This is a genomic window from Arthrobacter sunyaminii (assembly GCF_018866305.1).
Taxonomy (GTDB): Bacteria; Actinomycetota; Actinomycetes; order Actinomycetales; family Micrococcaceae; genus Arthrobacter_B; species Arthrobacter_B sunyaminii.
Window position 1 is genome coordinate 962,009 of record NZ_CP076456.1, and the last position, 19,293, is coordinate 981,301.

Annotated in this window: 18 protein-coding genes and 1 riboswitch; of the genes, 13 read left to right on the plus strand and 5 right to left on the minus strand. The window is 63.4% G+C overall.

Annotation, left to right across the window (positions count from 1 at the left end; translation table 11 throughout):
- Positions 1 to 11 precede the first annotated feature (11 nt).
- Entirely contained in the window at positions 12 to 1,196 is a 1,185-nt protein-coding gene (locus KG104_RS04200) for an acyl-CoA dehydrogenase family protein (protein ID WP_207347380.1), read from the minus strand.
- Positions 1,197 to 1,417: 221 nt separating this feature from the next.
- Between KG104_RS04200 and KG104_RS04205 the strand changes: the two genes are divergently transcribed.
- Positions 1,418 to 2,317 (plus strand): alpha/beta fold hydrolase, encoded by a 900-nt coding sequence (locus tag KG104_RS04205; RefSeq protein WP_104055085.1) that lies wholly within the window; start codon positions 1,418 to 1,420, stop codon positions 2,315 to 2,317.
- Positions 2,314 to 3,360: a ferredoxin--NADP reductase gene (locus tag KG104_RS04210; protein ID WP_207347381.1), complete on the plus strand. Its 1,047-nt coding sequence runs from the start codon at positions 2,314 to 2,316 to the stop codon at positions 3,358 to 3,360. Before KG104_RS04205 ends, KG104_RS04210 begins: the two co-directional genes overlap by 4 nt.
- A gap of 173 nt (positions 3,361 to 3,533) precedes the next feature.
- Here the strand turns inward: KG104_RS04210 and KG104_RS04215 are convergent, their stop codons facing one another.
- Both KG104_RS04215 and KG104_RS04220 read right to left on the minus strand, forming a co-directional pair.
- The gene (locus tag KG104_RS04215; protein ID WP_104055087.1) at positions 3,534 to 3,815 is read right to left on the minus strand and encodes a ferredoxin; all 282 of its coding nucleotides are present in this window, start codon (positions 3,813 to 3,815) and stop codon (positions 3,534 to 3,536) included.
- The gene (locus tag KG104_RS04220) at positions 3,815 to 4,972 is read right to left on the minus strand and encodes a 3-ketosteroid-9-alpha-monooxygenase, oxygenase component (protein WP_104161619.1); all 1,158 of its coding nucleotides are present in this window, start codon (positions 4,970 to 4,972) and stop codon (positions 3,815 to 3,817) included. The genes KG104_RS04215 and KG104_RS04220 overlap by 1 nt, the downstream gene beginning before the upstream one ends.
- Positions 4,973 to 5,181: 209 nt before the next feature.
- On the opposite strand from KG104_RS04220, the gene KG104_RS04225 reads away from it, so the two are divergent.
- From KG104_RS04225 to KG104_RS04235, 3 genes are all read left to right on the plus strand, one after another.
- Positions 5,182 to 6,735, plus strand: coding sequence for an FAD-binding protein (locus tag KG104_RS04225; protein ID WP_207347382.1), 1,554 nt, complete (start codon positions 5,182 to 5,184; stop codon positions 6,733 to 6,735).
- A gap of 212 nt (positions 6,736 to 6,947) precedes the next feature.
- Positions 6,948 to 7,502 (plus strand): DUF421 domain-containing protein, encoded by a 555-nt coding sequence (locus tag KG104_RS04230; protein WP_104055089.1) that lies wholly within the window; start codon positions 6,948 to 6,950, stop codon positions 7,500 to 7,502.
- A 206-nt stretch (positions 7,503 to 7,708) separates the two neighbouring features.
- Positions 7,709 to 7,912: a cold-shock protein gene (locus KG104_RS04235; protein ID WP_104055090.1), complete on the plus strand. Its 204-nt coding sequence runs from the start codon at positions 7,709 to 7,711 to the stop codon at positions 7,910 to 7,912.
- Between the two features lie 95 nt (positions 7,913 to 8,007).
- On the opposite strand, the gene KG104_RS04240 is transcribed toward KG104_RS04235, so the two are convergent.
- Complete coding sequence (locus KG104_RS04240) at positions 8,008 to 9,339, minus strand: LGFP repeat-containing protein (RefSeq protein WP_207347383.1); 1,332 nt, start codon at positions 9,337 to 9,339, stop codon at positions 8,008 to 8,010.
- 237 nt (positions 9,340 to 9,576) lie between these two features.
- On the opposite strand from KG104_RS04240, the gene KG104_RS04245 reads away from it, so the two are divergent.
- The gene (locus KG104_RS04245) at positions 9,577 to 10,515 is read left to right on the plus strand and encodes a LysR family transcriptional regulator (protein WP_207347384.1); all 939 of its coding nucleotides are present in this window, start codon (positions 9,577 to 9,579) and stop codon (positions 10,513 to 10,515) included.
- 59 nt (positions 10,516 to 10,574) lie between these two features.
- Here KG104_RS04245 and glsA read toward each other — a convergent pair whose 3' ends face one another.
- Positions 10,575 to 12,458: a glutaminase A gene (gene glsA / locus KG104_RS04250; RefSeq protein ID WP_207347385.1), complete on the minus strand. Its 1,884-nt coding sequence runs from the start codon at positions 12,456 to 12,458 to the stop codon at positions 10,575 to 10,577.
- Positions 12,459 to 12,670: 212 nt separating this feature from the next.
- Here glsA and KG104_RS04255 point away from each other — a divergent pair, with 212 nt between their 5' ends.
- From KG104_RS04255 to KG104_RS04285, 7 genes are all read left to right on the plus strand, one after another.
- On the plus strand, positions 12,671 to 12,874 hold the full coding sequence (locus KG104_RS04255) for a cold-shock protein (RefSeq protein WP_104055094.1): 204 nt from the start codon (positions 12,671 to 12,673) through the stop codon (positions 12,872 to 12,874).
- Between the two features lie 414 nt (positions 12,875 to 13,288).
- Positions 13,289 to 14,824: an ABC transporter substrate-binding protein gene (locus KG104_RS04260; RefSeq protein ID WP_207347386.1), complete on the plus strand. Its 1,536-nt coding sequence runs from the start codon at positions 13,289 to 13,291 to the stop codon at positions 14,822 to 14,824.
- A 6-nt stretch (positions 14,825 to 14,830) separates the two neighbouring features.
- Positions 14,831 to 15,778, plus strand: a complete 948-nt coding sequence (locus KG104_RS04265) for an ABC transporter permease (RefSeq protein WP_207347387.1) — start codon at positions 14,831 to 14,833, stop codon at positions 15,776 to 15,778.
- On the plus strand, positions 15,775 to 16,602 hold the full coding sequence (locus KG104_RS04270; RefSeq protein WP_104055097.1) for an ABC transporter permease: 828 nt from the start codon (positions 15,775 to 15,777) through the stop codon (positions 16,600 to 16,602). The genes KG104_RS04265 and KG104_RS04270 overlap by 4 nt, the downstream gene beginning before the upstream one ends.
- Entirely contained in the window at positions 16,602 to 18,329 is a 1,728-nt protein-coding gene (locus KG104_RS04275; protein ID WP_207347388.1) for a dipeptide ABC transporter ATP-binding protein, read from the plus strand. The genes KG104_RS04270 and KG104_RS04275 overlap by 1 nt, the downstream gene beginning before the upstream one ends.
- Before the next feature lie 116 nt (positions 18,330 to 18,445).
- Positions 18,446 to 18,569, plus strand: a riboswitch (SAM riboswitch).
- A 30-nt stretch (positions 18,570 to 18,599) separates the two neighbouring features.
- Entirely contained in the window at positions 18,600 to 18,776 is a 177-nt protein-coding gene (locus KG104_RS04280; protein ID WP_207347389.1) for a hypothetical protein, read from the plus strand.
- On the plus strand, positions 18,773 to 19,213 hold the full coding sequence (locus KG104_RS04285; protein ID WP_104055099.1) for a PIN domain-containing protein: 441 nt from the start codon (positions 18,773 to 18,775) through the stop codon (positions 19,211 to 19,213). Before KG104_RS04280 ends, KG104_RS04285 begins: the two co-directional genes overlap by 4 nt.
- The last annotated feature ends 80 nt before the right edge of the window (positions 19,214 to 19,293 follow it).

A 19,293-nucleotide genomic window follows, 5' to 3' on the forward strand; every position in this document is an offset into this window, starting at 1 on the left:
TTCCCGGCGGGTTAGACCATGGCGGCCAGGTTTGCCGGCGGTTCCACGCCCAGCTCCGTGAGGACGGCTGCGTGGTAGGTGGGGCCGGGCACGTGGATGGCGTGGGCAAGGCCCATGTGGGCGTCGCGCCAGAATCGCTGAATCGGGTTGTTCATCCGCAGCCCGTTGCCGCCGGAACGGGACAGGATGGTGTCTACGGCGGCGACGGCCCGCCAGGCAGCCTGGATCTGGGTGCGGCGCCCCACGGCGCGCTGCTCAAGGCTGATCTCACGGCCGGCAGCCGCTGTGTCATAGATCCTGCTGATGTTGTCCAGAACTGCCGACCGGGAGGCCCGGATTTCTCCGGCCGCCTCGCTGACCGCGTACATCGAGTACGGATCCTCGACGCTCTTGAATCCGTTGACCTGCATTCGGTCGCGCTGGTAATCCAGGTGCGCGTGCAACGCTCCTTCAGCGATGCCCACCACTGCGGAGGTCAGGCCGAGCGGAAACAGGCTGTAGAACGGGATGCGGTGAATGGGGTCGGTCTTGCCGGCATCGCGTGCCACTTTGCCGCTGAACAGGTCGGCCTGGTTGATGACCCGGTACTCGGGAACAAAGACGTCCTTGATGATGACGTCTTTGCTGCCCGTGCCGCGCAGTCCAACCACGTCCCAGGAGTCTTCAACGATGGTGTAATCAGCGCGGGGGACAACCACGTGCACTGATTCATAGGGCATCAGGGGTTTGCCTTCGGCGTCGCCGATGAATGCTCCCAGGATGACCCACTGTGCATGGTCGGTGCCGCTGGAGAACTGCCAGTGCCCGGTGAACCGGTAGCCGCCGTCGGTCGGGATGACAACGCCCATCGGCGCGTAGGGGGAGGACACCCAGGTGTTGTCGTCCGCTCCCCAGATTTCTTCCTGGAGCTTCGGAGCCATGAGCTCCAGTTCCCAGGGATGTACGCCAACGACGCCGGCCACCCAGCCCGCTGCTCCGTCCAGGCTGGCGATCTTCATGACCGTCTCGGCAAATTCCGTGGGGTGCGCCCGGGTGCCGCCGTATTCAACGGGGGCAAGCAGCTTCATGACACCGGACTGGCGAAGGATGTCCACGGTGGCGTCATTGAGCTTTCCCAGGTCTTCGTTGGCCTGGCCGTAAGAGCGCAGCTCTTCGCCGCGCTCGGTCAGCACATCGGAATTTACAGTGGTTGTCATTGCTGCTTCTCGCTTCCTCGTCAGGGCTTGTACTCCGCCTCTGTGCAAAATCTAGGGTCCTTCGACAAGGGGGAGCCCGGGATGTCCCGGTCACCGGGATTGGCGGCTCGGCCGCGGCACAGGCAACCCATCCCGGTGATCGGGATCTGCGTGGCCGCATACCGGGGGACTGTTTATGGTTCAGGAAGACCGAAGAGATTCGTACATGAGGAGCCTGAGAAATGACCACGGACCTTCGCCATGAAGAGGGCAGTGCAGCCCGGACCGGCAACGCAGTGCTGCGGGAGCTGCAGACCGGCAACGGCGTGCTGCGCTACCACGAGGCAGGTGAAGGCCCGCCGCTGGTCTTCCTGCACGGTTCCGGCCCCGGCGTGACCGGCATGGGCAACTTCAAGGGCATCCTTCCGGCCTTCGCCGCGCACTTCCACTGCTACGTCCTGGAATTCCCCGGGTTCGGCGTCAGCGACCCCTCGGACCTGCATCCCATGCAGGCCGGCGGGCAGGCCGTCGTCGATCTGGTGGACGGTCTGGGCCTGGACCGGGTGGACATCATCGGCAACTCGATGGGCGGCATGATCGGCACGCGGTTTGCCATCAACCACCCGGACCGGGTGGCCAAGCTGGTAACGCTGGGCGGCATGGGCGTGAATATCTTCAGCCCGTCCCCCGCTGAGGGGATCAGCCTCCTGATTGCCTTCACCGAGGACCCCACCCGCGAGCGGCTTATCCAGTGGCTGCAGTCCATGGTTTACGACCAGGAGCTGGTCACCGAGGAGCTGATCAACGAACGCTGGCAGCAGGCCACGGAACCGAAGACACTGGCCAGCGCCCGCAGAATGTACAGCCGGGCGGCGATGAAAGCCGCGGCCGCAGCTGCTGCTGCCTCCGATGCTGCCCCGGCCTGGGCACAGCTGCACAAGCTGAAGGCCAAAACCCTGATCACCTGGGGCCGTGATGACCGCGTCTCCCCTCTGGACGGGGTGCTGGTGCCGCTGAGGACCATTCCCGACGTGGAACTTCATGTATTCCCCAACTGCGGGCACTGGGCAATGATCGAGCAGAAGGCCGCCTTTGAAAGCACCGTACTGGCATTCCTGCAGCGGGAAGAGGCAGCAGTATGAGCACTTTGTCAGTGGTAACGCCCCAACAGGTGAGGGTGGTGGAGGTCATCCGGGAAACGTCCGATGCTCACACGCTCGTCCTGGAGCCGGAGGGGGAAGTGGGGGATACCTTCAGCTACAAGCCCGGCCAATTCCTCACCCTCCGCATCCCCAGCGACCGTCCCGGCGGCGCAGCGCGATGCTACTCGCTGTGCAGCTCGCCGCAGCAGGACGAAAAGCTGAAGGTCACGGTCAAGCGCACCCGGGACGGCTACGGATCGAACTGGATCTGCGACAACGTAGTGGAAGGCAACGTCCTGGACGTCCTGCGCCCGGCGGGAACCTTCACCCCGACCTCGCTGGACAAGGACTTCCTCCTGTTCGCCGGGGGAAGCGGCGTTACGCCTGTCATGTCCATTCTGAAGTCGGCACTTGCTGCCGGCAACGGACTGGTGACGCTGGTCTACGCCAACCAAGATGAGTCCTCCATTATTTTTCGGGATGAGCTCATTGCTCTTTCCAAGCAGCATCCCGGCAGGCTTACGGTTATCCACTGGCTGGGAACCGTGCAGGGGCTGCCAGACCAGCCCTCCATCGGTGCCCTGGCCGCCCCCTACACAGACCGCGAAGTTTTCATCTGCGGTCCCGGACCGTTCATGGACTGCGTTGCCCAAGCACTGGAAACCCTCGGCCTGCCGCCGGAGCGGGTCCACATTGAACGCTTCACCTCGCTGGGAACCGATCCCTTTGCTCCGGTGGCTGCCGTGGTTCACGACGTCGAGGGGGAGAGCACGGAGGTGGAGGTCCAATTGGACCGCCAGACCCGGTCCTTGTCCTGGCCCGGAGGAAACCGCCTGCTGGACGTCCTGATCAACGCCGGCATAGACGCGCCATACTCCTGCCGGGAGGGCGCCTGCAGTGCCTGCACGTGCCGCGTCCTCGAAGGCGAGATACGGATGGAAAGGAACGAGGTCCTGGACGCAGCGGACCTCGACGAGGGGTACATCCTCGCCTGCCAGGCGGTGGCAGTCAGCGAGAAGGTCAGGATCACTTACGACGAGTAGGTCGATCGCACCCGGCCCATCCCGGCAGCGAAACAGCAGGGCACTGCCCGGCTCCCCGTGGGGGTGGTCGGGCAGTGCTTTTTGCTGAGGAAGCCCAAGGGCACAACAAAAGCGGGAGGGATCAGTTCCAGCTGAACTGATCCCTCCCGCTTGCCTTTCCAAGCGTCCAGGCGCTACGTTTCCGGCACGTCCTTGAAAATCACATCGATCCTGCCTTCCAGGGAAGCATCGCGGATGGTTGCCGCCAGGGTCCCGCAACCGGCGAACTGCTCCGTTGGGGTGCCGCCGCGGCACGCTAGTGGCCGTTCCAGGCACGCCTTCTGCGAGGTCTCCTGCCACTGAATGGTGGTTTGTTGCCAGTTCGACTTGCGTACAAGCACAGTGGCAGCACAAGCACTGCAATCCAGTGGCTGCATTGGGTTATCGACGAGTCGGAGATCGGTCTGTGCTGTCATTAGATCAGCTGTCCCTCTGCAGCTCTGCGAAGGGCCAAATTGTCCGCTACTTCCTTCTTCCAGCTCTCATTTGGCCTGCTGGTGTCCAACTCATGCTCAAAGCGGTCGGTCATCTCGGGCTTGACGTCCGCGACATCCACGAAGAACTGCTCGTACCACCGGCGCAGCTGGTAGACGGCGCCGTCCTCCTCGCACAGGAGCGGGTTGTCGATGCGGGCCTTGTTCTGCCAGATCTCCACATCCTGGTTGAAGCCGCCCAGGATCCACTGGGCCTGGGTAGCGGCAATCTGGTCCGGGTCGCCCGGAAGTTCAGGCTTCTTCTCCACGATGATTCCGGACATCAGCACGAAGGAGTTCTCATCAATCGGGTAGTGCGCATTGATGAGGACGGTCTTCATATTGAAGGTCTCGTAGATGTACGTCAGGTCGTCGATCATAAATGACGGGCCGTAGTATGAGGCGACCGAACGGGTCTCTAGCATTTTGGGGGCACTGGGATCGGGGTCTGCTGGAGTCACGTCCTCGCGGGAAATTCCGTCAAAGTACTGGGTAGCGATGTGCCCCTCGAAGACATTCTTGAAATAGGTGGGGAAGTTTTTGTGGATGTAGAAAAAATGGGCCATGTCGACGATGTTGTCGATGACTTCTCGAGTGCTGGTGTTGACCACAATTTCGTTCCAGACCCACTTGGTCCAGCCTTCGTCCTCGGCGCCCTCGATGCGGGGGACGACGACGTTCTCCGGCGGCGGATTGCCTTCCGGGTCATTCCAGACGAACAGCAGTCCGTCCTGGTCCAGCGTCTGCCAAGTGCTGGTGCGGGCGCGCATGGGCACCCGCCGGCTGTACGGAACGGACTTGCAGCGTCCGTCGCCGCCCCATCGCCAGTCATGGAAAGGGCAGGCAATTTCGTTGCCCTTGACCTCACCCAGGGACAAATCCCCACCCATGTGGCGGCAGTAGGCGTCCAACACGTTGACCTTGCCGTCGCTACCCGTGAAAATCACCAGTTTCTGACCAAAGGCCTTCACCGTATGCGGCTTGCCGTCCTTGTACTTTTCAGCCAGGCCCAGGCAATGCCATCCGCGCGCGTAGCGCGTGGGCACTTGGCCTGATTCAATTTGCCTGATCTCGTCCTGGTCTGACTCAACAATGCTCATGTGGAACCGTTCCCTTCAAATTCACCTGTGCGGTGTCGAACGTCTCGAACCTTGAATTTAGGCACAGGCGTAACCGTGTGAGGGGCCAGTCCCGGTGTATGGGACCGTCGTGAGCGGCGCATTTCCCGCCTGACAATCTGGTGGTCGGGCCGCCGGCGGAATGCCGCAGCCAGGCCTGCGTTCCACCGACGACGACGAAAAGGGAAACGATGACAATCGGGCAGGTAAATGTGCAGGACTGGGACAGCGAGTATGACGTCATTGTGGTGGGTTCCGGAGCAGGTGCGATGGCAGGCGCCTTCAGTGCTGCCTCCCGTGGATTCAAAACGCTGGTAGTTGAAAAGACACCGTTCCTTGGCGGCACGTCGTCCTATTCCGGAGCTTCCTGCTGGCTGCCCGCCACGCAGGTGCAGGAGCGGGCGGGGGTGGCCGATTCCCTCGACGCTGCACGCGCCTATCTGCAGTCCCTGCTGGGAGAGGCTGAAGCTGACCGGCGGGAAGCCTTCCTGGCCAGTGCCCCGGAGCTGGTCAAAGCCCTTGAACATGACCCGGCCATTGAGTTCCGCTGGACTGCATTCCCCGATTACTTTGCGGGTCCCGGAAGAATGGACGCGGGACGGTCCATGATGCCGCTGGATCTTCCGAGAAGCGAGATTGGGAACCTGGCCGCTCTGGTGCGGCCGAACATAGAGAGTGACCGCAAAGGGGAGTCACACCCTGACGGTCCACTGACCGCCGGACAGGCACTCATCGGGCGCCTTTTGCTGGGCTTCATGAATACCGGCAACGGCTCTGTGCGCACCGAAACCGAGATGACCGGCCTCATTGTCGAGGAAGGACGAGCAGTCGGCATCTCCGTGGAGACCGCTGATGGGGCGCACACACTGAAGGCTGCAGCGGGAGTGCTGCTGGGCGCCGGCGGGTTTGAATCGAACACCCGGATGCGCGCGGAGAACGGAACACCCGGTTCAGCAGATTGGAGCATGGCGCCGCGCGGTTCAAACACCGGCACCGCCATCCGAAGCGCGCAGGAGATAGGGGCCGCTGTTGAGCTGATGGATGAGGGCTGGTGGTGCCCCGGGGTATTGCAGCCGTCGGGCGACGGCGCCTTTACCCTGGGCTTCCGGGGAGGCCTGATGGTGAGCGGGGACGGACGGCGTTTCGCCAATGAATCACTGCCCTATGACCGGATGGGCCGCCAAATGGCCTTCGCCGCGGAAGACCGGATCCCTTCATGGTTTGTCTTCGATTCACGTTTCGGCGGCGGGCTGCCCGCCATCATGCGCCCGGACATCACGTCACCCCGGGAGCACCTCGCTGCCGGAACCTGGGTTCAGGCGCAAACCCTCGAGGAGCTGGCTGAACGCACCGGGCTGCCGGCGGAAGCGTTGAGCGAAACCGTGCAGCGGTTCAACGGTTTTGCCGAAACCGGCGTGGACGAGGACTTCCACCGCGGTGAAGACCCCTATGACCTCTTTTTCACGGATCCTTCGCACGGTCCCAATCCTGCCCTGGTGGCACTGGACCAGCCGCCGTACTTCGCGGCGCGGATGGTGCTCAGCGATCTGGGCACCAAGGGTGGTCTGCGCACGGACCCCGACGCACGGGTCCTGGCCGAAGACGGGGAGCCTATCCCCGGGTTGTACGCCGTGGGAAACACGAGCGCGTCCTTCTCCGGCCGGTTCTATCCGGGGCCGGGCATTCCCATCGGCACCGCCATGGTCTTTGCCTACCGCGCGGTCCAGTCCATGGCGGCGCGCTAGGCAGCCGGGTATTGGACTGCACGGATCACGGAGCCGTCCGGCAGTCCTGCAGCACCGGCCTGTTGGAACCGCACCGCCGGGGCTAGCATTTTTCCTATCGGCCCAGGCGGCTGCCGGTGCCATCCTCAGTTCAGCGTCGGCTTCCTGTTTATCTCCAAGCCGGCTGAGGGTCCGGGACCGGAATAAGGTCCCGGCCTTGCCCTGTAAGGAGAATGACCGTGTGGTCCCACAACCTCGGAATTTCACCCTTGGAGGCCCTCTGGGTCATCCTTTCTGCGACTGGTATATATGCCGCATTTTTCGTCCTGATCCGGACAGCCGGGCAGCGCGCACTGGCCAGCTGGTCCACGATGGACAAGGCCATTGTGATTGCTTTCGGGTCGGTGCTGGGGCGGGTGGTTTTGGGCTACACGCCTACCCTGGCCGCCGGCGTCATCGGCTTGGCAACTATGTTTGCCCTCTTCCGTTTGGAGGCCGTCCTGCGCCGGACCAGGCGGGGTGCCTACTTCTCCAGCAAACCGATCCTGCTCATGGCGGGGGAGCAGGTTCTGCAGGCCGGACTGCGTTCAGCCAAAATTGTGGAGGACGAGCTGTACTTCAAGCTGCGCCAAGCCGGCATCAGGAACTTTTCCGAAGTTGCGCTTGTCGTCCTGGAACCCACCGGTGATGTCTCGGTCCTGCGGCGCGGGGAGCTCATCGACCCGCTGCTGCTGCGCAGAATCCCCAACAGGGACAGCATTCCGGCCCACCTGGTGCTGCCCGGCTGAGCTGATCCAAGCTGCGGGGATGCCCCGTTTTGCCTTTCGGTAGATCTCGTGTAGAGTCTTACTCAGTTGTTGGTTGTTGCGCATTTTGTATTTCAAGCGGCGAAACCCAAACGGGCTAGCCGCTTTTCTGTAAAAGCGGTAAATGAACACCGCGACTGAAGCTCCCCGAAAGTCGGGACCAGCTTCACTCCAGAAGGAATATTAAAATGGCTACAGGTACAGTAAAATGGTTTAACTCCGAAAAGGGCTTCGGCTTCATCGAGCCCGATGACGGCAGCGCCGACGTGTTCGCTCACTACTCCGCTATCAACTCCAATGGTTACAAGTCCCTGGACGAGAACCAGAAGGTTAGCTTTGATACCGAGCAGGGCCCCAAGGGTCCCCAGGCTACGAACATCCAGGCGCTCTAATTTAGAGACTTCGGTTCAGTACTAGTACTGAATTGCCTTACAAAAGCAGGACGGGTTACCCGTCCTGCTTTTGTGTTTAACCAGGAACCTTTCGCCTAGGCAGGGATCACGCCGAAATACGCCTTGTAGGAGGCGCCGGAGCCGGAGACCAGTCCGCTCTCAACTTTGTACCCGATACCGTGGAAATCGGTGTTCGGGGTTCGTGCCGCGAGCAGCACCATCTGTTTGGCGGAAACAGTAATGGAGGAACTGCCAATCCGGTCATCGCCCAGGTTGAGGGCGTTGTTGATGGCGCCTCCGATGCTTGGCATCAGTGTTTTCAGCGCCGGGCCGGCGACGGCTGCGATCACGGGTCCCACAACCGGTATCAGCCCAAGAGCCAGCGTGCCGGCGGCATGCACGCCCATCACCACGTTCTGGATGTCTTCCTTGTACTTGTCCGGGTCGCCAAAATCGTTTTCCATCACAACGGCGCAGATATTCATGCCGTATGGACGTCCGCGGTAAACCTCGATGAGGTCCGGCCGGGACTCACCAGCGTCAACATCGTTATAGATCCCGGACCGGTGAACCGTAGCCACCTGCGGAGAGGTGACGCCCATAATGACGTAGGGTTCGTCCGCTGACGAACTCTGGTCCCAGTCCGTCTCACCGAAACAGTACAAGCCGGTGTAGTGCACGACGACGTCGCGCAGGTCGATCGCGCCGGTGTCGGACCACCAATAGATCCCGCCGTTTTGAAACTCATTGGCCCGGCCGCCTTCGGCAAAGTCCACCTCGTCGCTGACCGGATAACCTAGATATGAGGTTTCCCAGCCCATGGCTTCCCAGCGGGCACGGATGTCACCGTAAACAGCGTGGGCACCGGTCCCCGGCGTCCAATACACGGAGCCGGCGTTGCTGAAGTGGTTAAACCTCCCGACGCCGTCGGGCGTACCGGATTCATCCGTCACGGGATAGCCGAGCGCTGAGCGTTCCCATCCTATTTGTGCCCACTTCTCCCGGATGAGCCCCCAGATCCCCGCGGCACCCGTGGCTGGCGTCCAGTAGATTGAAGCTGTGTTGGCGTTGAAGTGGTTGAACCTCCCAACGCCGTCCGGGGTTCCGGTCTCGTCAGTGCAGGGTATGCCCCATGCCATGCCGCCCAGGGCGAGCCACTTCGCGTAGATGTCGCCGTGGATTTCAAATGCGGCGAACATGTCCGGGTTGTAGCAAAGGCAGGATCCGTTTGCGAAGGTCCAGATCTTTCCCTCCTCCTTGCTCACCGGTTCGCCAAGGGCGGCAGCTCCGCCGAGGGCGTCGTATTTCCGGCGCAGGTTTCCCTCCCCGGAAATCAGGGCAGGGAGCTTAATGCGGTCGGATATTTTTATTCTCCCGGTCCCTGGGGTCAGTGGTGTGCCGGCAGGCACACGATGGGTATCCGGCATGATTCCATCTCCTTGTTTGATGCGGCGCACCGGCCCGGGACGGGCCGTAGCTGTTGCCGTTGTTCCCTCAACGTAATCCCGGTCAACGCTCCTTCGCGGCTGCGTTTCCAAGGTGGAATCACCCCTCGACGGCGAGGGGATGCAGGGCAACAACACTGAACGGATTCCACGGCACACGTATCGTTTTTGGCCGTGGATCTCTAAAATGTGATGGACGGACAGGGCAGGAGCGCTCCCATGGACTTGGACCTGGCGTGCGTATCAAGTTTTCTGATTCTTGTGGACGAGAGGCATTTCGGCCGTGCCTCTGCTCGGTTGCACCTCTCTCCATCAGCCCTCAGCAAAAGGCTGCAGCGGCTCGAGCACCAGCTTGGGACCGGGCTGGTGGAACGGGGACCCTCGGGCATGCTGGCCCTGACTCCGGCCGGATCCAGATTTGCCAGGGAAGCCGGACCCCTGCTGACTCATGCCGCCGCGGTCCGGCATGCAGCAACGGAGGCATCTGCTCCCTTCCGCGTTCGGCTGGGCTTCCCGGGCGTCATCGGCGAGCACATAACGCGAAGCGAGCTGGCTGAGCTTGGAGCCCTGATGCGGCATTTGGTGGCGGGGGTCGCGCTCAACTGCCGCGGCGTACCTTTTCATTCACTGACCGACGCAGTGCTGGTCGGAGCGGTTGATGTGATCCTGACGGCGTCACCGGTGCAGCATTCCGGCATCGATTCGAGTCCGCTCGTCACTGTGGATCGGAGCGGAATAGTGCCCGCCCGCCATGATTGGGCCAATGCCAGCGTTCAGGTTGAAGAGTTTGTGCAGGAACCGATGGTCTATGACTCGTCATTGCCGGCCGGCTGGATGGCGCAGTGGTATCTGGGCGATGTCCGGCCTGCTCAAGAGGCCAGGCTGGTGGATATCCGGGCCGATGATTCATCGGCTGTGCTGGCGAGCGTGGCAGGCGGCGCGGGTTTTGCGGCATTCCCCTCACCTTTTGCCGGGCACCTGGATCCAAGACTGGCGGCGGTCCAGCTGGTAGGCGTGCCCCCGATAACCTTCTTCGCCGGGTCCCGTCACGGGGACCACCGTGAGCCGGTCACGGCCCTCATCCACGCCCTTCGTACATTTTTCACACGGGCAGCGGGTCAGCCGCAGAGCTTGCGGCTTCCTGCAGCCGCCGGGTAGCAGAACGGCGCCCCCCATCAGCGTCTGTCTACGGGGCGCCGTTCTTTTTTGTAGCCGAATCAGTCCCGGGCGCGTAGGGCACTTTCGCGCAGGTACTGTTCCACCCGCGTATAGGCGTCGCGGGTGAGAGCCTTCCAGAGTTCCACGGCCAGACGCGGATTCTCTTCCTCAAGGGTGTCCATGGCGTCAGCGGTGAGAACCTTGAGCCGAACCGGTCCGGCGGCCTTCACTGTTGTTTCCTGACGTTTGTCCGTGCCCAGAGCCATCTCGCCGAAGGTCATCCCCGGGCCCAGAGTGGTGAGTTTGATCCGGGAACCGTCCGGTGCCGGCATGGAGGTGGCAATGTTGCCGGCGACGATGAAGAACACGCCTCCGAAACGCTGGCCCACCCGCCGGACCACGTCGCCGTCGTCATAAGAACGCTCTTCCATGAGGTCCTGGACGGTTTGGGCATCCTCGGGATCCAGCTGGTTTAGGGCCGGCGAATCGACCGGCTCCATGACGTCCGGAAGCACCAGTTCACTGCCGTAAGCATCAATGAGATGTGTCTCGCAGTATTCAACGGCAGCGTTGCGGGTGGGGAAGGACGGAACCTCGCGGCCGCGTGCGGCCAGATCTTCGGTGACCGTTCCTTCGCTGTCCACCAGCACCAGACCCCGTCCGTTCAGCGCCAGCATTTCGGCGGACTCGGCGAACAGGCGAAGGGCAACCTCGGAGACTTCGTCAACGCTCCGCAGGTCCAGGATCACCATTTCGACGTCGTCGTCCAGGTTGGAGAGCGCCCGCACCACCGACTCGGCACCGGCAAAGAGAAGATCCCCGTTCAGTTCCAGCACCTGGGCGCGGTGGCCGTGGCTGCGCAGCACCTCAACGGCTTCGTCTGTGCGCCGGATACCCGACGGCGCGGCGGTGATGTCATAGACGTTGCGGATGGCAGAACGGCCGGTGCGGGCAGCGCGGACAAAGTGCAGCTGCATGTCGTGGGAGATCCGCTGGCTGGTGGCAACCCCGCGGACACTGGAGCCGTGGGCGTCCAGCGGAGGGGAATAGACCGCCAGTCCAACCTGCCCGGGCAGCACCGCGATGGTTCCACCGCCAACCCCGGACTTGGCCGGCATACCCACGCTGGACAGCCAGGCGCCGGCGTCGTCATACATGCCACAGGTGGTCATGACGGAAAGCACCCGTTCCACCGGTTCAATCTCCAGTACCTGATCGCCGGAGAGCGGGTTGCGGCCGCTGTTGGCCAGCGTAGCGGCCATCATGGCCAGGTCCAGTGCATTGACCATCACCGAGCATTGGCGGAAATAATCCTTGATGACCGGAGCCGGGTCGGATTCGATGATGTCAAAGGAGCGCAACAGGTACGCGAGAGCGTGATTGCGGTGGCCTGACTTTAATTCCGACCGGTAAATCCGTTCACTGACGGACAGCTGGCGCCCGGCGAAGGCGGAGTACGTGTTCAGGATCCGCTTGAAGCGGGTGCTGCCGCCGGAGCCGCGGACCAGGGAGGTGGCGGTGAGGGCACCGGCGTTAATCATGGCGTTGGCAGGCCGCCCGGTGCCTTCGGCAAGGGAGATCTCATTAAAGGAATCCCCGGAGGGTTCCACATCCACCTTCGCGTCCACGGCGTCCATTCCCCTGTCGGCCAGGGCCAGCCCGTAGGTGAAGGGTTTGGAGATGGACTGGATGCTGAATTCCTCCCGGGTGTCGCCCACCTCGTAGACATATCCGTCGGCCGTGGCCAGCGCAATGCCGAAGTTATTCGGGTCCACATTCGCCATGGCAGGAATGCTGCTGTACGGCTTGCCGTCCTTGAGTTCCGCTATTTCGGTGTGAATCCTGCGGAGGTATGTCTCGATGGGGGAGGAGCCGGGATAGGAGCCGGACGCGGACGGGGACGTCGCCGCGTGAGCGGCAGTCACGGAGGAAGTGGAACGCATCTCTCAAGCCTAACGAGTAGCGCGGAAAGGGGGTGACGCCTGGGAGGCCTCTGTGTATACTAATTTCAGTTGCAGTGTTGCGCATGTTGATAGTCCAAGCGGCGAAACCCACATCAAGGGCCAGCCGCTTTTTCTGTAACATGCCGCGTACGGCACAGCAACGTGAAACTCCTCGAAGGTCGGGGGTGGTTTCTTTAGAAGGATGATTAAAAATGGCAACAGGTACCGTGAAATGGTTCAACTCCGAAAAGGGCTTTGGCTTCATCGAGCCCGATGACGGAAGCGCCGACGTTTTCGCTCACTACTCCGCTATCAACTCGAGTGGCTACCGCTCCCTCGAAGAGAACCAGAAGGTTAGCTTCGATACAGAGCAGGGCCCCAAGGGTCCCCAGGCCGTAAACATCCAGGCCCTCTAAATCTAGACTTTGGGTTCCCCCGGGAACCGGCTTGAATAAGTTGCAGGACGGGAAGAAATTCCCGTCCTGCAACTGCGTTAACACCTCGTTCTGCAGGTGTCCGGCGTCTGGAACAGCGGCTACTTGCCTTCCAGAGCGTGGGACCGGTAACAGCCCGCATCTTATGGAACGGATTCCCCAGCAGCACAACGGGACCTCCTAGCCTCACAACTTGGTCAGCGGCCCGCCTTCCGCGGCCGCCGGCATCACCGCCGGCATCACTGCCGGCACCAGTGCCCAGCGGCGCTTCGGCCGTGCCGAGACGATTTCCGCTCTGTTCCCGAGCGAGTTCATACTATGTAGGACAACATTTGGCGCGGACGCATTGTCCGCAGCCGTCCGGGCACCGCCCGCCCCACCGATGGAGAACAAAAGATGCGCCGAATTCCCGTCCGCTCGTCGGCTGCCCTTCTGCTGACGGCGCTGACACTCAGCGCCTGTTCCGCAGGATCGGGCGCCGGCCAAAGCGGCTCCGGCCAGGACGGTGCGGGGAACGGTCAGGAGAGCGGCGGCGTCGTCGTCGCATTGACGGGTGAACCCGCAAACCTGGACTTCACCACTACGGCCGGCGCTGCCATTCCGCAGGCGCTGATGGCCAACGTGTATGAGGGACTCGTGGAAATCGACCAGGACGGACAGATCCAGCCGCTGCTCGCGGAGTCCTGGGACATCAGCGGGGACCGGACTACTTACACTTTCACCCTGCAGCCGGAAGTAACGTTTTCCAACGGGGAGGCCTTCACCGCCGACGACGTTAAGTTCAGCCTGGAACGGGTGAAGTCGGACGCGTGGCTGTCCAGCCTGAAATCCAAGATGGATGTGGTGGAATCCGTCACCGTCCTCAGCGACAGCGAAGTGAGTGTGAAGCTGTCCCGCCCGTCCAATGCCTGGCTCTTCGACCTGGGCACCCCCGTGGGCGCCATGTTTGATGAAAGCGGCGTCGCGGACCTGGCATCCACTGCCATCGGCACCGGACCCTTCACTGTCCAGGCTTGGAACCGCGGCGAATCCATTGAATTGGCGGCGCGGTCCGATTACTGGGGGGAGGCGCCCAAGGTGGAGAGTGCAACCCTGCGCTACTTCGCGGACGCCGTGGCCACCACCAACGCCCTCCGCTCCGGAGACGTGGACGTGGTCTACAACATGCAGGCTCCCGAACTGCTGTCCAGCTTCGCGGACGACGACTCCTTCCAGGTTCTTGAGGGGACCTCCAACGGCGAAATCATGCTGTCCATGAACAACGCCCGTCCTCCGTTTAACGACGTGCGCGTCCGCCAGGCCGTGCTGCATGCCGTGGACCGCCAAGCCGTTCTGGACACGGCCTGGAGCGGCTACGGAACGCTGGTGGGTGGACCCGTGCCGCCCACCGACCCGTACTACGAGGACCTCAACGACACCTATCCCTACGACCCCGAAAAGGCCCGCGCGCTGCTGGCCGAAGCCGGCGCGGAAAACCTGGACGTCACCTTCACGGTGCCCACCCGCCCGTACGCCACGGCTGTGTCTGAAATTGTGGTGTCCCAGCTGGCCGAAGTGGGCATCAACGCCACCATCGAATCCGCCGAGTTCCCCGCCGTCTGGCTGGACAAGGTCTTCACCCGCCACGACTACGACATGTCAGTGGTCCTGGCCGTGGAGAGCCGCGACCTGCTCACCATGTTCAACAACCCCAATTACTACCTTGGCTACGACAACGCCAAAATCAAGGACGCCGCGGCAGCAGCGGATGCCGCGGATGAAGCCGGCTACATTTCCGGCATGCAGCAGGTGGTGCGCACCATCAACGACGACGCCGCCGCGGATGTCCTGTTCCTGTTTCCCAACATTGTGGTGGCCAAGGCCGGCGTGACCGGCATTCCCGCCAACTCGGTCACTGAAGCGCTGGACCTGGGCTCAGCAGGGTGGCAGTAGCAGGCCGTGGGAATCCGCCTGCTGATTAACGCTGTCCGGTTTGCCGCCACGTTCCTGGCGGCCACCGTGGCCGTGTTCCTCTTCATGCGTGCCATCCCCGGCGATCCCGCCCAGATAGCCCTGGGCGTCAACGCCACCCCGGAGTTGCTGGAGCAGACCCGCCGGGAGTTCGGCACCGACCGACCGCTGCCGGTGCAGTATCTCGACTGGGTAGGGGGACTGTTCCGGGGTGACTTCGGGGTTTCCTACGTCACCCGCCAGGACATCAGCCCCCTGCTGCTGGACCGCCTGCAGGTCTCGCTCATCCTTGTGGGGCTGGCCATGGCTGCGGCGCTGGTTATCGCCGTGCCCTTCGGGACCATTGCCGCGCTGCGGCACCGCAAACCCAGTGGAGTCCTGCTCAGCGGGCTGAGCCAGCTGGGCGTGGCGGTGCCGGGCTTCCTGGCCGGGATCATGCTGGTGGTGGTCTTTGCCGTGGGGCTGGGCTGGTTCCCGGCCAACGGCTGGACTCCGCCGGGCGTGGACTTTGCCGATTTCCTGCACCGGGTGACCCTGCCGGTGCTCGCCCTGGCTTCCGTCCAAGGCGCTGTCCTGACCCGCTACGTCCGGTCCGCCGTCCTGGAAGTCATGAGCGAGGACTATCTGCGTACTGCCCGGGCCAAGGGGCTCGGCAAACTGGAAGCACTGGTTCGGCACGGGCTGCGCAATGCCGCGGTTCCGGTGCTGACGGTCGCCAGCGTACAGCTGGCGGCACTGATCATTGGCGCCGTGGTCATTGAACGCGTCTTCGTCATTCCCGGCCTGGGGTCCATGCTCCTGGACGCCGTGGGGAACCGGGATCTGCTTACCGTCCAGTCGGTGGTGATGGTCCTGGTGGCCCTCACCCTGATCATCAACCTGGCCGTTGACGTCCTGTATACGATCATCGATCCCCGGCTGAGGAAACGCTCATGAGGACCGCCCGCAGGATCTCTCCCACGCTGCTGGTCGGAGCCGTGCTGGTCACGGTGGTGCTGCTGGCGGCACTGGTGTCCTTTTTCTGGACGCCCTACGATCCGGTCCGTGCTTTTCCCGCCGACCGGCTGCAGGGCTCCACCCCCGATCACCTGATGGGCACGGACCGCTACGGGCGGGACGTTTTCTCCGGCATCCTCTATGGAGCCCGCATCACGCTGTCGGTGGGGCTGGTCGCCGTGGGCATCGCCGCCCTCATCGGCACCCCCATCGGTATCCTGGCCGGCATGCGCCGGGGGGCGGTGGACGAAGTGGCGATGCGCGGCGCGGACATCCTGCTGGCCTTCCCCGCCCTGTTGCTGGCGATCATGTTCGGTGCGGTGTTCGGCGGGGGAACGACGACGGCGATGGTCGCTATCGGGATTGGCTCCATTCCCGGCTTCGCCCGCGTTGCCCGGTCCGGCACCCTGCAGGTCATGAGCACCGAATACGTGCTGGCGGCCCGGGCAGCCAGCCAGCCGGCGCTGCGCATCGCCCGCCGGCACGTCCTGCCCAATATTGCCGGGATGGTGGTGGTGCAGTGCTCCGTCACCTTTGGCCTGGCCGTCCTGGCAGAGGCTGCGCTGTCCTTTCTGGGCCTGGGAACGCCGCCGCCGGTGCCGTCCTGGGGCCGGATGCTGCAGGAGTCCCAGCAGTTTCTGGGCACCTATCCGTCGCTGGCGATCTGGCCCGGAGCGGCCATTGCCGTGGCGGTGCTGGGCTTCAATCTGCTGGGCGACGGCCTGCGGGACCGGTTCGATCCCAAACTGAACGGAGAACGCTGATGTCAGCACCGCATGCGGCATCTGTGCCCCTGTTGGAGGTCACAGGGCTGAAAGTCAGCGCCGGAAGCCGGGTGCTGGTGAAGGATTTTGCCCTTTCCCTGTCCCGCGGTGAACGCGTGGGCCTGATCGGAGAATCCGGGTCGGGAAAATCCGTGACAGCGGCCGCTCTCATGGGACTGTTACCGGACGAGCTCCGGACCAGCGGATCGGTCCGGCTGGACGGCGTTCCGCACAATCTGGTGGGAGCTTCCGACCGCCAGATGAGCCGCATCCGCGGCCGGCGGACGGGAATGGTGTTTCAGGAGCCGCTGAGTGCCCTGAACCCGCTGATGCGGGTGGGCCGTCAGGTGGCTGAGGCGCTGACCCGGCACGGAACCCTCCGCGGCCAGGCCGCCGTGGCGCGCAGTGTTGAGCTGCTGGCGTCCGTACAGTTGCCGGATCCGGCCGAGGCTGCCCGCGCCTATCCGCACCAGCTTTCGGGCGGGCAGCGCCAGCGCGTCATGCTGGCCATGGCGCTGGCCAATGACCCGGACCTGCTGATCTGTGATGAACCGACCACCGCGCTGGACGTAAGCGTGCAGCGCCAAATGCTGCAGCTGATCTCAGAGGGTGTCGCCCGGCGCGGGAGCGGGCTGCTGTTCATCACCCATGACCTGGCTGTGGCGGCCAGCATCTGTGACCGCATTCTGGTGATGCGCGACGGCGTGCTGGTGGAACAGGGACCCACTGCGGACGTGTTTGTCCGGCCGCAGCACGAATACACCCGCGGGCTGCTGGCGGCTTCGGATCTGGAGGCCACGGACGGTTCCGGGCGGTTGTTCACGGTTTCTTCTGCGGCCGGGTACGTTCCGGGGGCTGCGCGGGACCAGGCACCTGCAGCGCCGGCGGTCACAGTGCCCTCGGGCTCTGAGGCTGCAGAGCCGTTGATCCGGGTGAACGGGCTCAACCGCACCTACCGCCGCGGGCGCAGTTCCCTGTTCCGCGCTCCTGCGGAAGTGGCCGCCCTGCGGGACGTGTCCTTCCAGGTTGCCGCCGGTCAGCGCTTTGGCATCGTAGGGGAGTCCGGGTCCGGCAAGTCCACCCTGCTGCGGATCCTCGCAGGTCTGGACCAGCCGACGTCGGGCTCCGTGCAGGTGGCCGGCAATGAAGTGGGCGGTGCGAAAGAGAACCAGCTGCTGGAACTGCGCCGGCAGCTGCAGATTGTCTTCCAGGATCCGATGGGATCCCTCAATCCCCGCATGCGCGTGCGGGATCTGGTTGCTGAACCGCTGCTGCTGCCCGGCGAGCCGGTGGCCGCCCGGCACCATGCCGGCAAGGTGGCGGAAATGCTGAACGCGGTGGGCCTGCCTTCGGATGCCGCGGAGCGTTTTCCGCACCAGTTCTCCGGCGGTCAGCGCCAGCGGATCGCCATAGCGCGTGCCCTGATCTGCGAGCCCCGCATCCTGGTGGCGGATGAGCCGGTCAGCGCCCTGGACGTTTCAGTGCGGGCGCAGGTGCTGAACCTGCTCTCTGATTTGGTGGACAAATATCGGCTCACGCTCGTGTTCGTTTCCCACGACCTGGGCGTCGTGAAACACCTGTGCGACACGGTGGCCGTCATGCATCAGGGACGGATCGTGGAGTCCGGTCCAACCGGACAGGTTTATGCCGCTCCGGAGCACGAGTACACTCAACGGCTCGTGGCCTCGTCGCTGTCCCTGCATGCCGGCTCTCCGGCGCGGACCTAGTCCACACCTCGGGCACGAAACTCCACACCTCGGGCACAGGACTCCACACCTCGGGCACAAGACACAGAAGGCAATACGGCCGGCACAGCGGCAAAACTGGCTATACTTCCAAGCAGCTTCAAGAACTGCGGCCGCCAAGCTCCGACTTGGCCGCATACCAACCCCACGCTCGTTGGGTGGTTCGGATGAAGAAGTGGCCTGCACTCGCCCTCGGGTAACCGGTGCGGGCAAGAGCACGCCGAAAGGACCGGCGCACGTCGCCGTATTCTCATGGACAATTCCGTTTATGCCGCTGACCGCCCTGCCACAGGCAGGCCTGCTGACACCGCTGATCCCCGCCGCGCAGCAGAACCCCGGGGAGTTTCCCTTTCGGATTACCGGGCTATCACGGCGGCCCGCCAGGAGTTTCTGGACTTCCTGCTGGCCCGTGCCGAGCATCCGGCATGAACGGGCAGTCCGGGCTCCTGCTGGACACCGCCGTTCTGGCTGACATCCGAAGCCCTGATCCCAGCGCAGCTCTGCGGGATTTTCTGCGGTGCCGCAGCAGCCTGCGGATCTTCATCTCGGCGCTGACCCTGGGCGACCTGCCGAAGCCGGACCGCGCCTGGCTGCAGGAGCTCACCGGCCGCTTCGGCTGCCATATCCTGCCGGTGGATCCCGGGGTGGCACTGGCGTCCACAGGACTGGACCACGACACCGGCACTCTCACCGTGGTGGTGGCTGCGACCGCCCTGCACCATGACCTGACAGTGGTGACCGACCGGCCGGAGGATTTCCGCCGGTTGGGAGCCGCCGCAGTTGACCCGTGGCACGCTGCACCGGTGCCGCCTGCGCATCCGCCCCAGGGTGAGGGTACCGACGCAGGAACCGGTGTAACCGCATAGTCCTCATTCAGGGAATAGTCAAGGGTTGTGGGAGAATACATACATCCCAGTGACCGTCAGCACACCTGCTTTCGGCTGCC

Excerpts from the sequence above, each read along its gene's own strand:
- KG104_RS04240 (WP_207347383.1), bottom strand. The coding sequence starts at position 9,339 with ATGCCGGATACCCATCGTGTGCCTGCCGGCACACCACTGACCCCAGGG.
- KG104_RS04220 (WP_104161619.1), bottom strand. The coding sequence starts at position 4,972 with ATGAGCATTGTTGAGTCAGACCAGGACGAGATCAGGCAAATTGAATCA.
- KG104_RS04235 (WP_104055090.1), top strand. The coding sequence starts at position 7,709 with ATGGCTACAGGTACAGTAAAATGGTTTAACTCCGAAAAGGGCTTCGGC.
- KG104_RS04285 (WP_104055099.1), top strand. The coding sequence starts at position 18,773 with ATGAACGGGCAGTCCGGGCTCCTGCTGGACACCGCCGTTCTGGCTGAC.
- glsA (WP_207347385.1), bottom strand. The coding sequence starts at position 12,458 with ATGCGTTCCACTTCCTCCGTGACTGCCGCTCACGCGGCGACGTCCCCG.
- KG104_RS04275 (WP_207347388.1), top strand. The coding sequence starts at position 16,602 with ATGTCAGCACCGCATGCGGCATCTGTGCCCCTGTTGGAGGTCACAGGG.
- KG104_RS04280 (WP_207347389.1), top strand. The coding sequence starts at position 18,600 with ATGGACAATTCCGTTTATGCCGCTGACCGCCCTGCCACAGGCAGGCCT.
- KG104_RS04260 (WP_207347386.1), top strand. The coding sequence starts at position 13,289 with ATGCGCCGAATTCCCGTCCGCTCGTCGGCTGCCCTTCTGCTGACGGCG.
- KG104_RS04270 (WP_104055097.1), top strand. The coding sequence starts at position 15,775 with ATGAGGACCGCCCGCAGGATCTCTCCCACGCTGCTGGTCGGAGCCGTG.
- KG104_RS04225 (WP_207347382.1), top strand. The coding sequence starts at position 5,182 with ATGACAATCGGGCAGGTAAATGTGCAGGACTGGGACAGCGAGTATGAC.
- KG104_RS04215 (WP_104055087.1), bottom strand. The coding sequence starts at position 3,815 with ATGACAGCACAGACCGATCTCCGACTCGTCGATAACCCAATGCAGCCA.
- KG104_RS04230 (WP_104055089.1), top strand. The coding sequence starts at position 6,948 with ATGACCGTGTGGTCCCACAACCTCGGAATTTCACCCTTGGAGGCCCTC.
- KG104_RS04255 (WP_104055094.1), top strand. The coding sequence starts at position 12,671 with ATGGCAACAGGTACCGTGAAATGGTTCAACTCCGAAAAGGGCTTTGGC.
- KG104_RS04210 (WP_207347381.1), top strand. The coding sequence starts at position 2,314 with ATGAGCACTTTGTCAGTGGTAACGCCCCAACAGGTGAGGGTGGTGGAG.
- KG104_RS04200 (WP_207347380.1), bottom strand. The coding sequence starts at position 1,196 with ATGACAACCACTGTAAATTCCGATGTGCTGACCGAGCGCGGCGAAGAG.
- KG104_RS04245 (WP_207347384.1), top strand. The coding sequence starts at position 9,577 with ATGGACTTGGACCTGGCGTGCGTATCAAGTTTTCTGATTCTTGTGGAC.
- KG104_RS04205 (WP_104055085.1), top strand. The coding sequence starts at position 1,418 with ATGACCACGGACCTTCGCCATGAAGAGGGCAGTGCAGCCCGGACCGGC.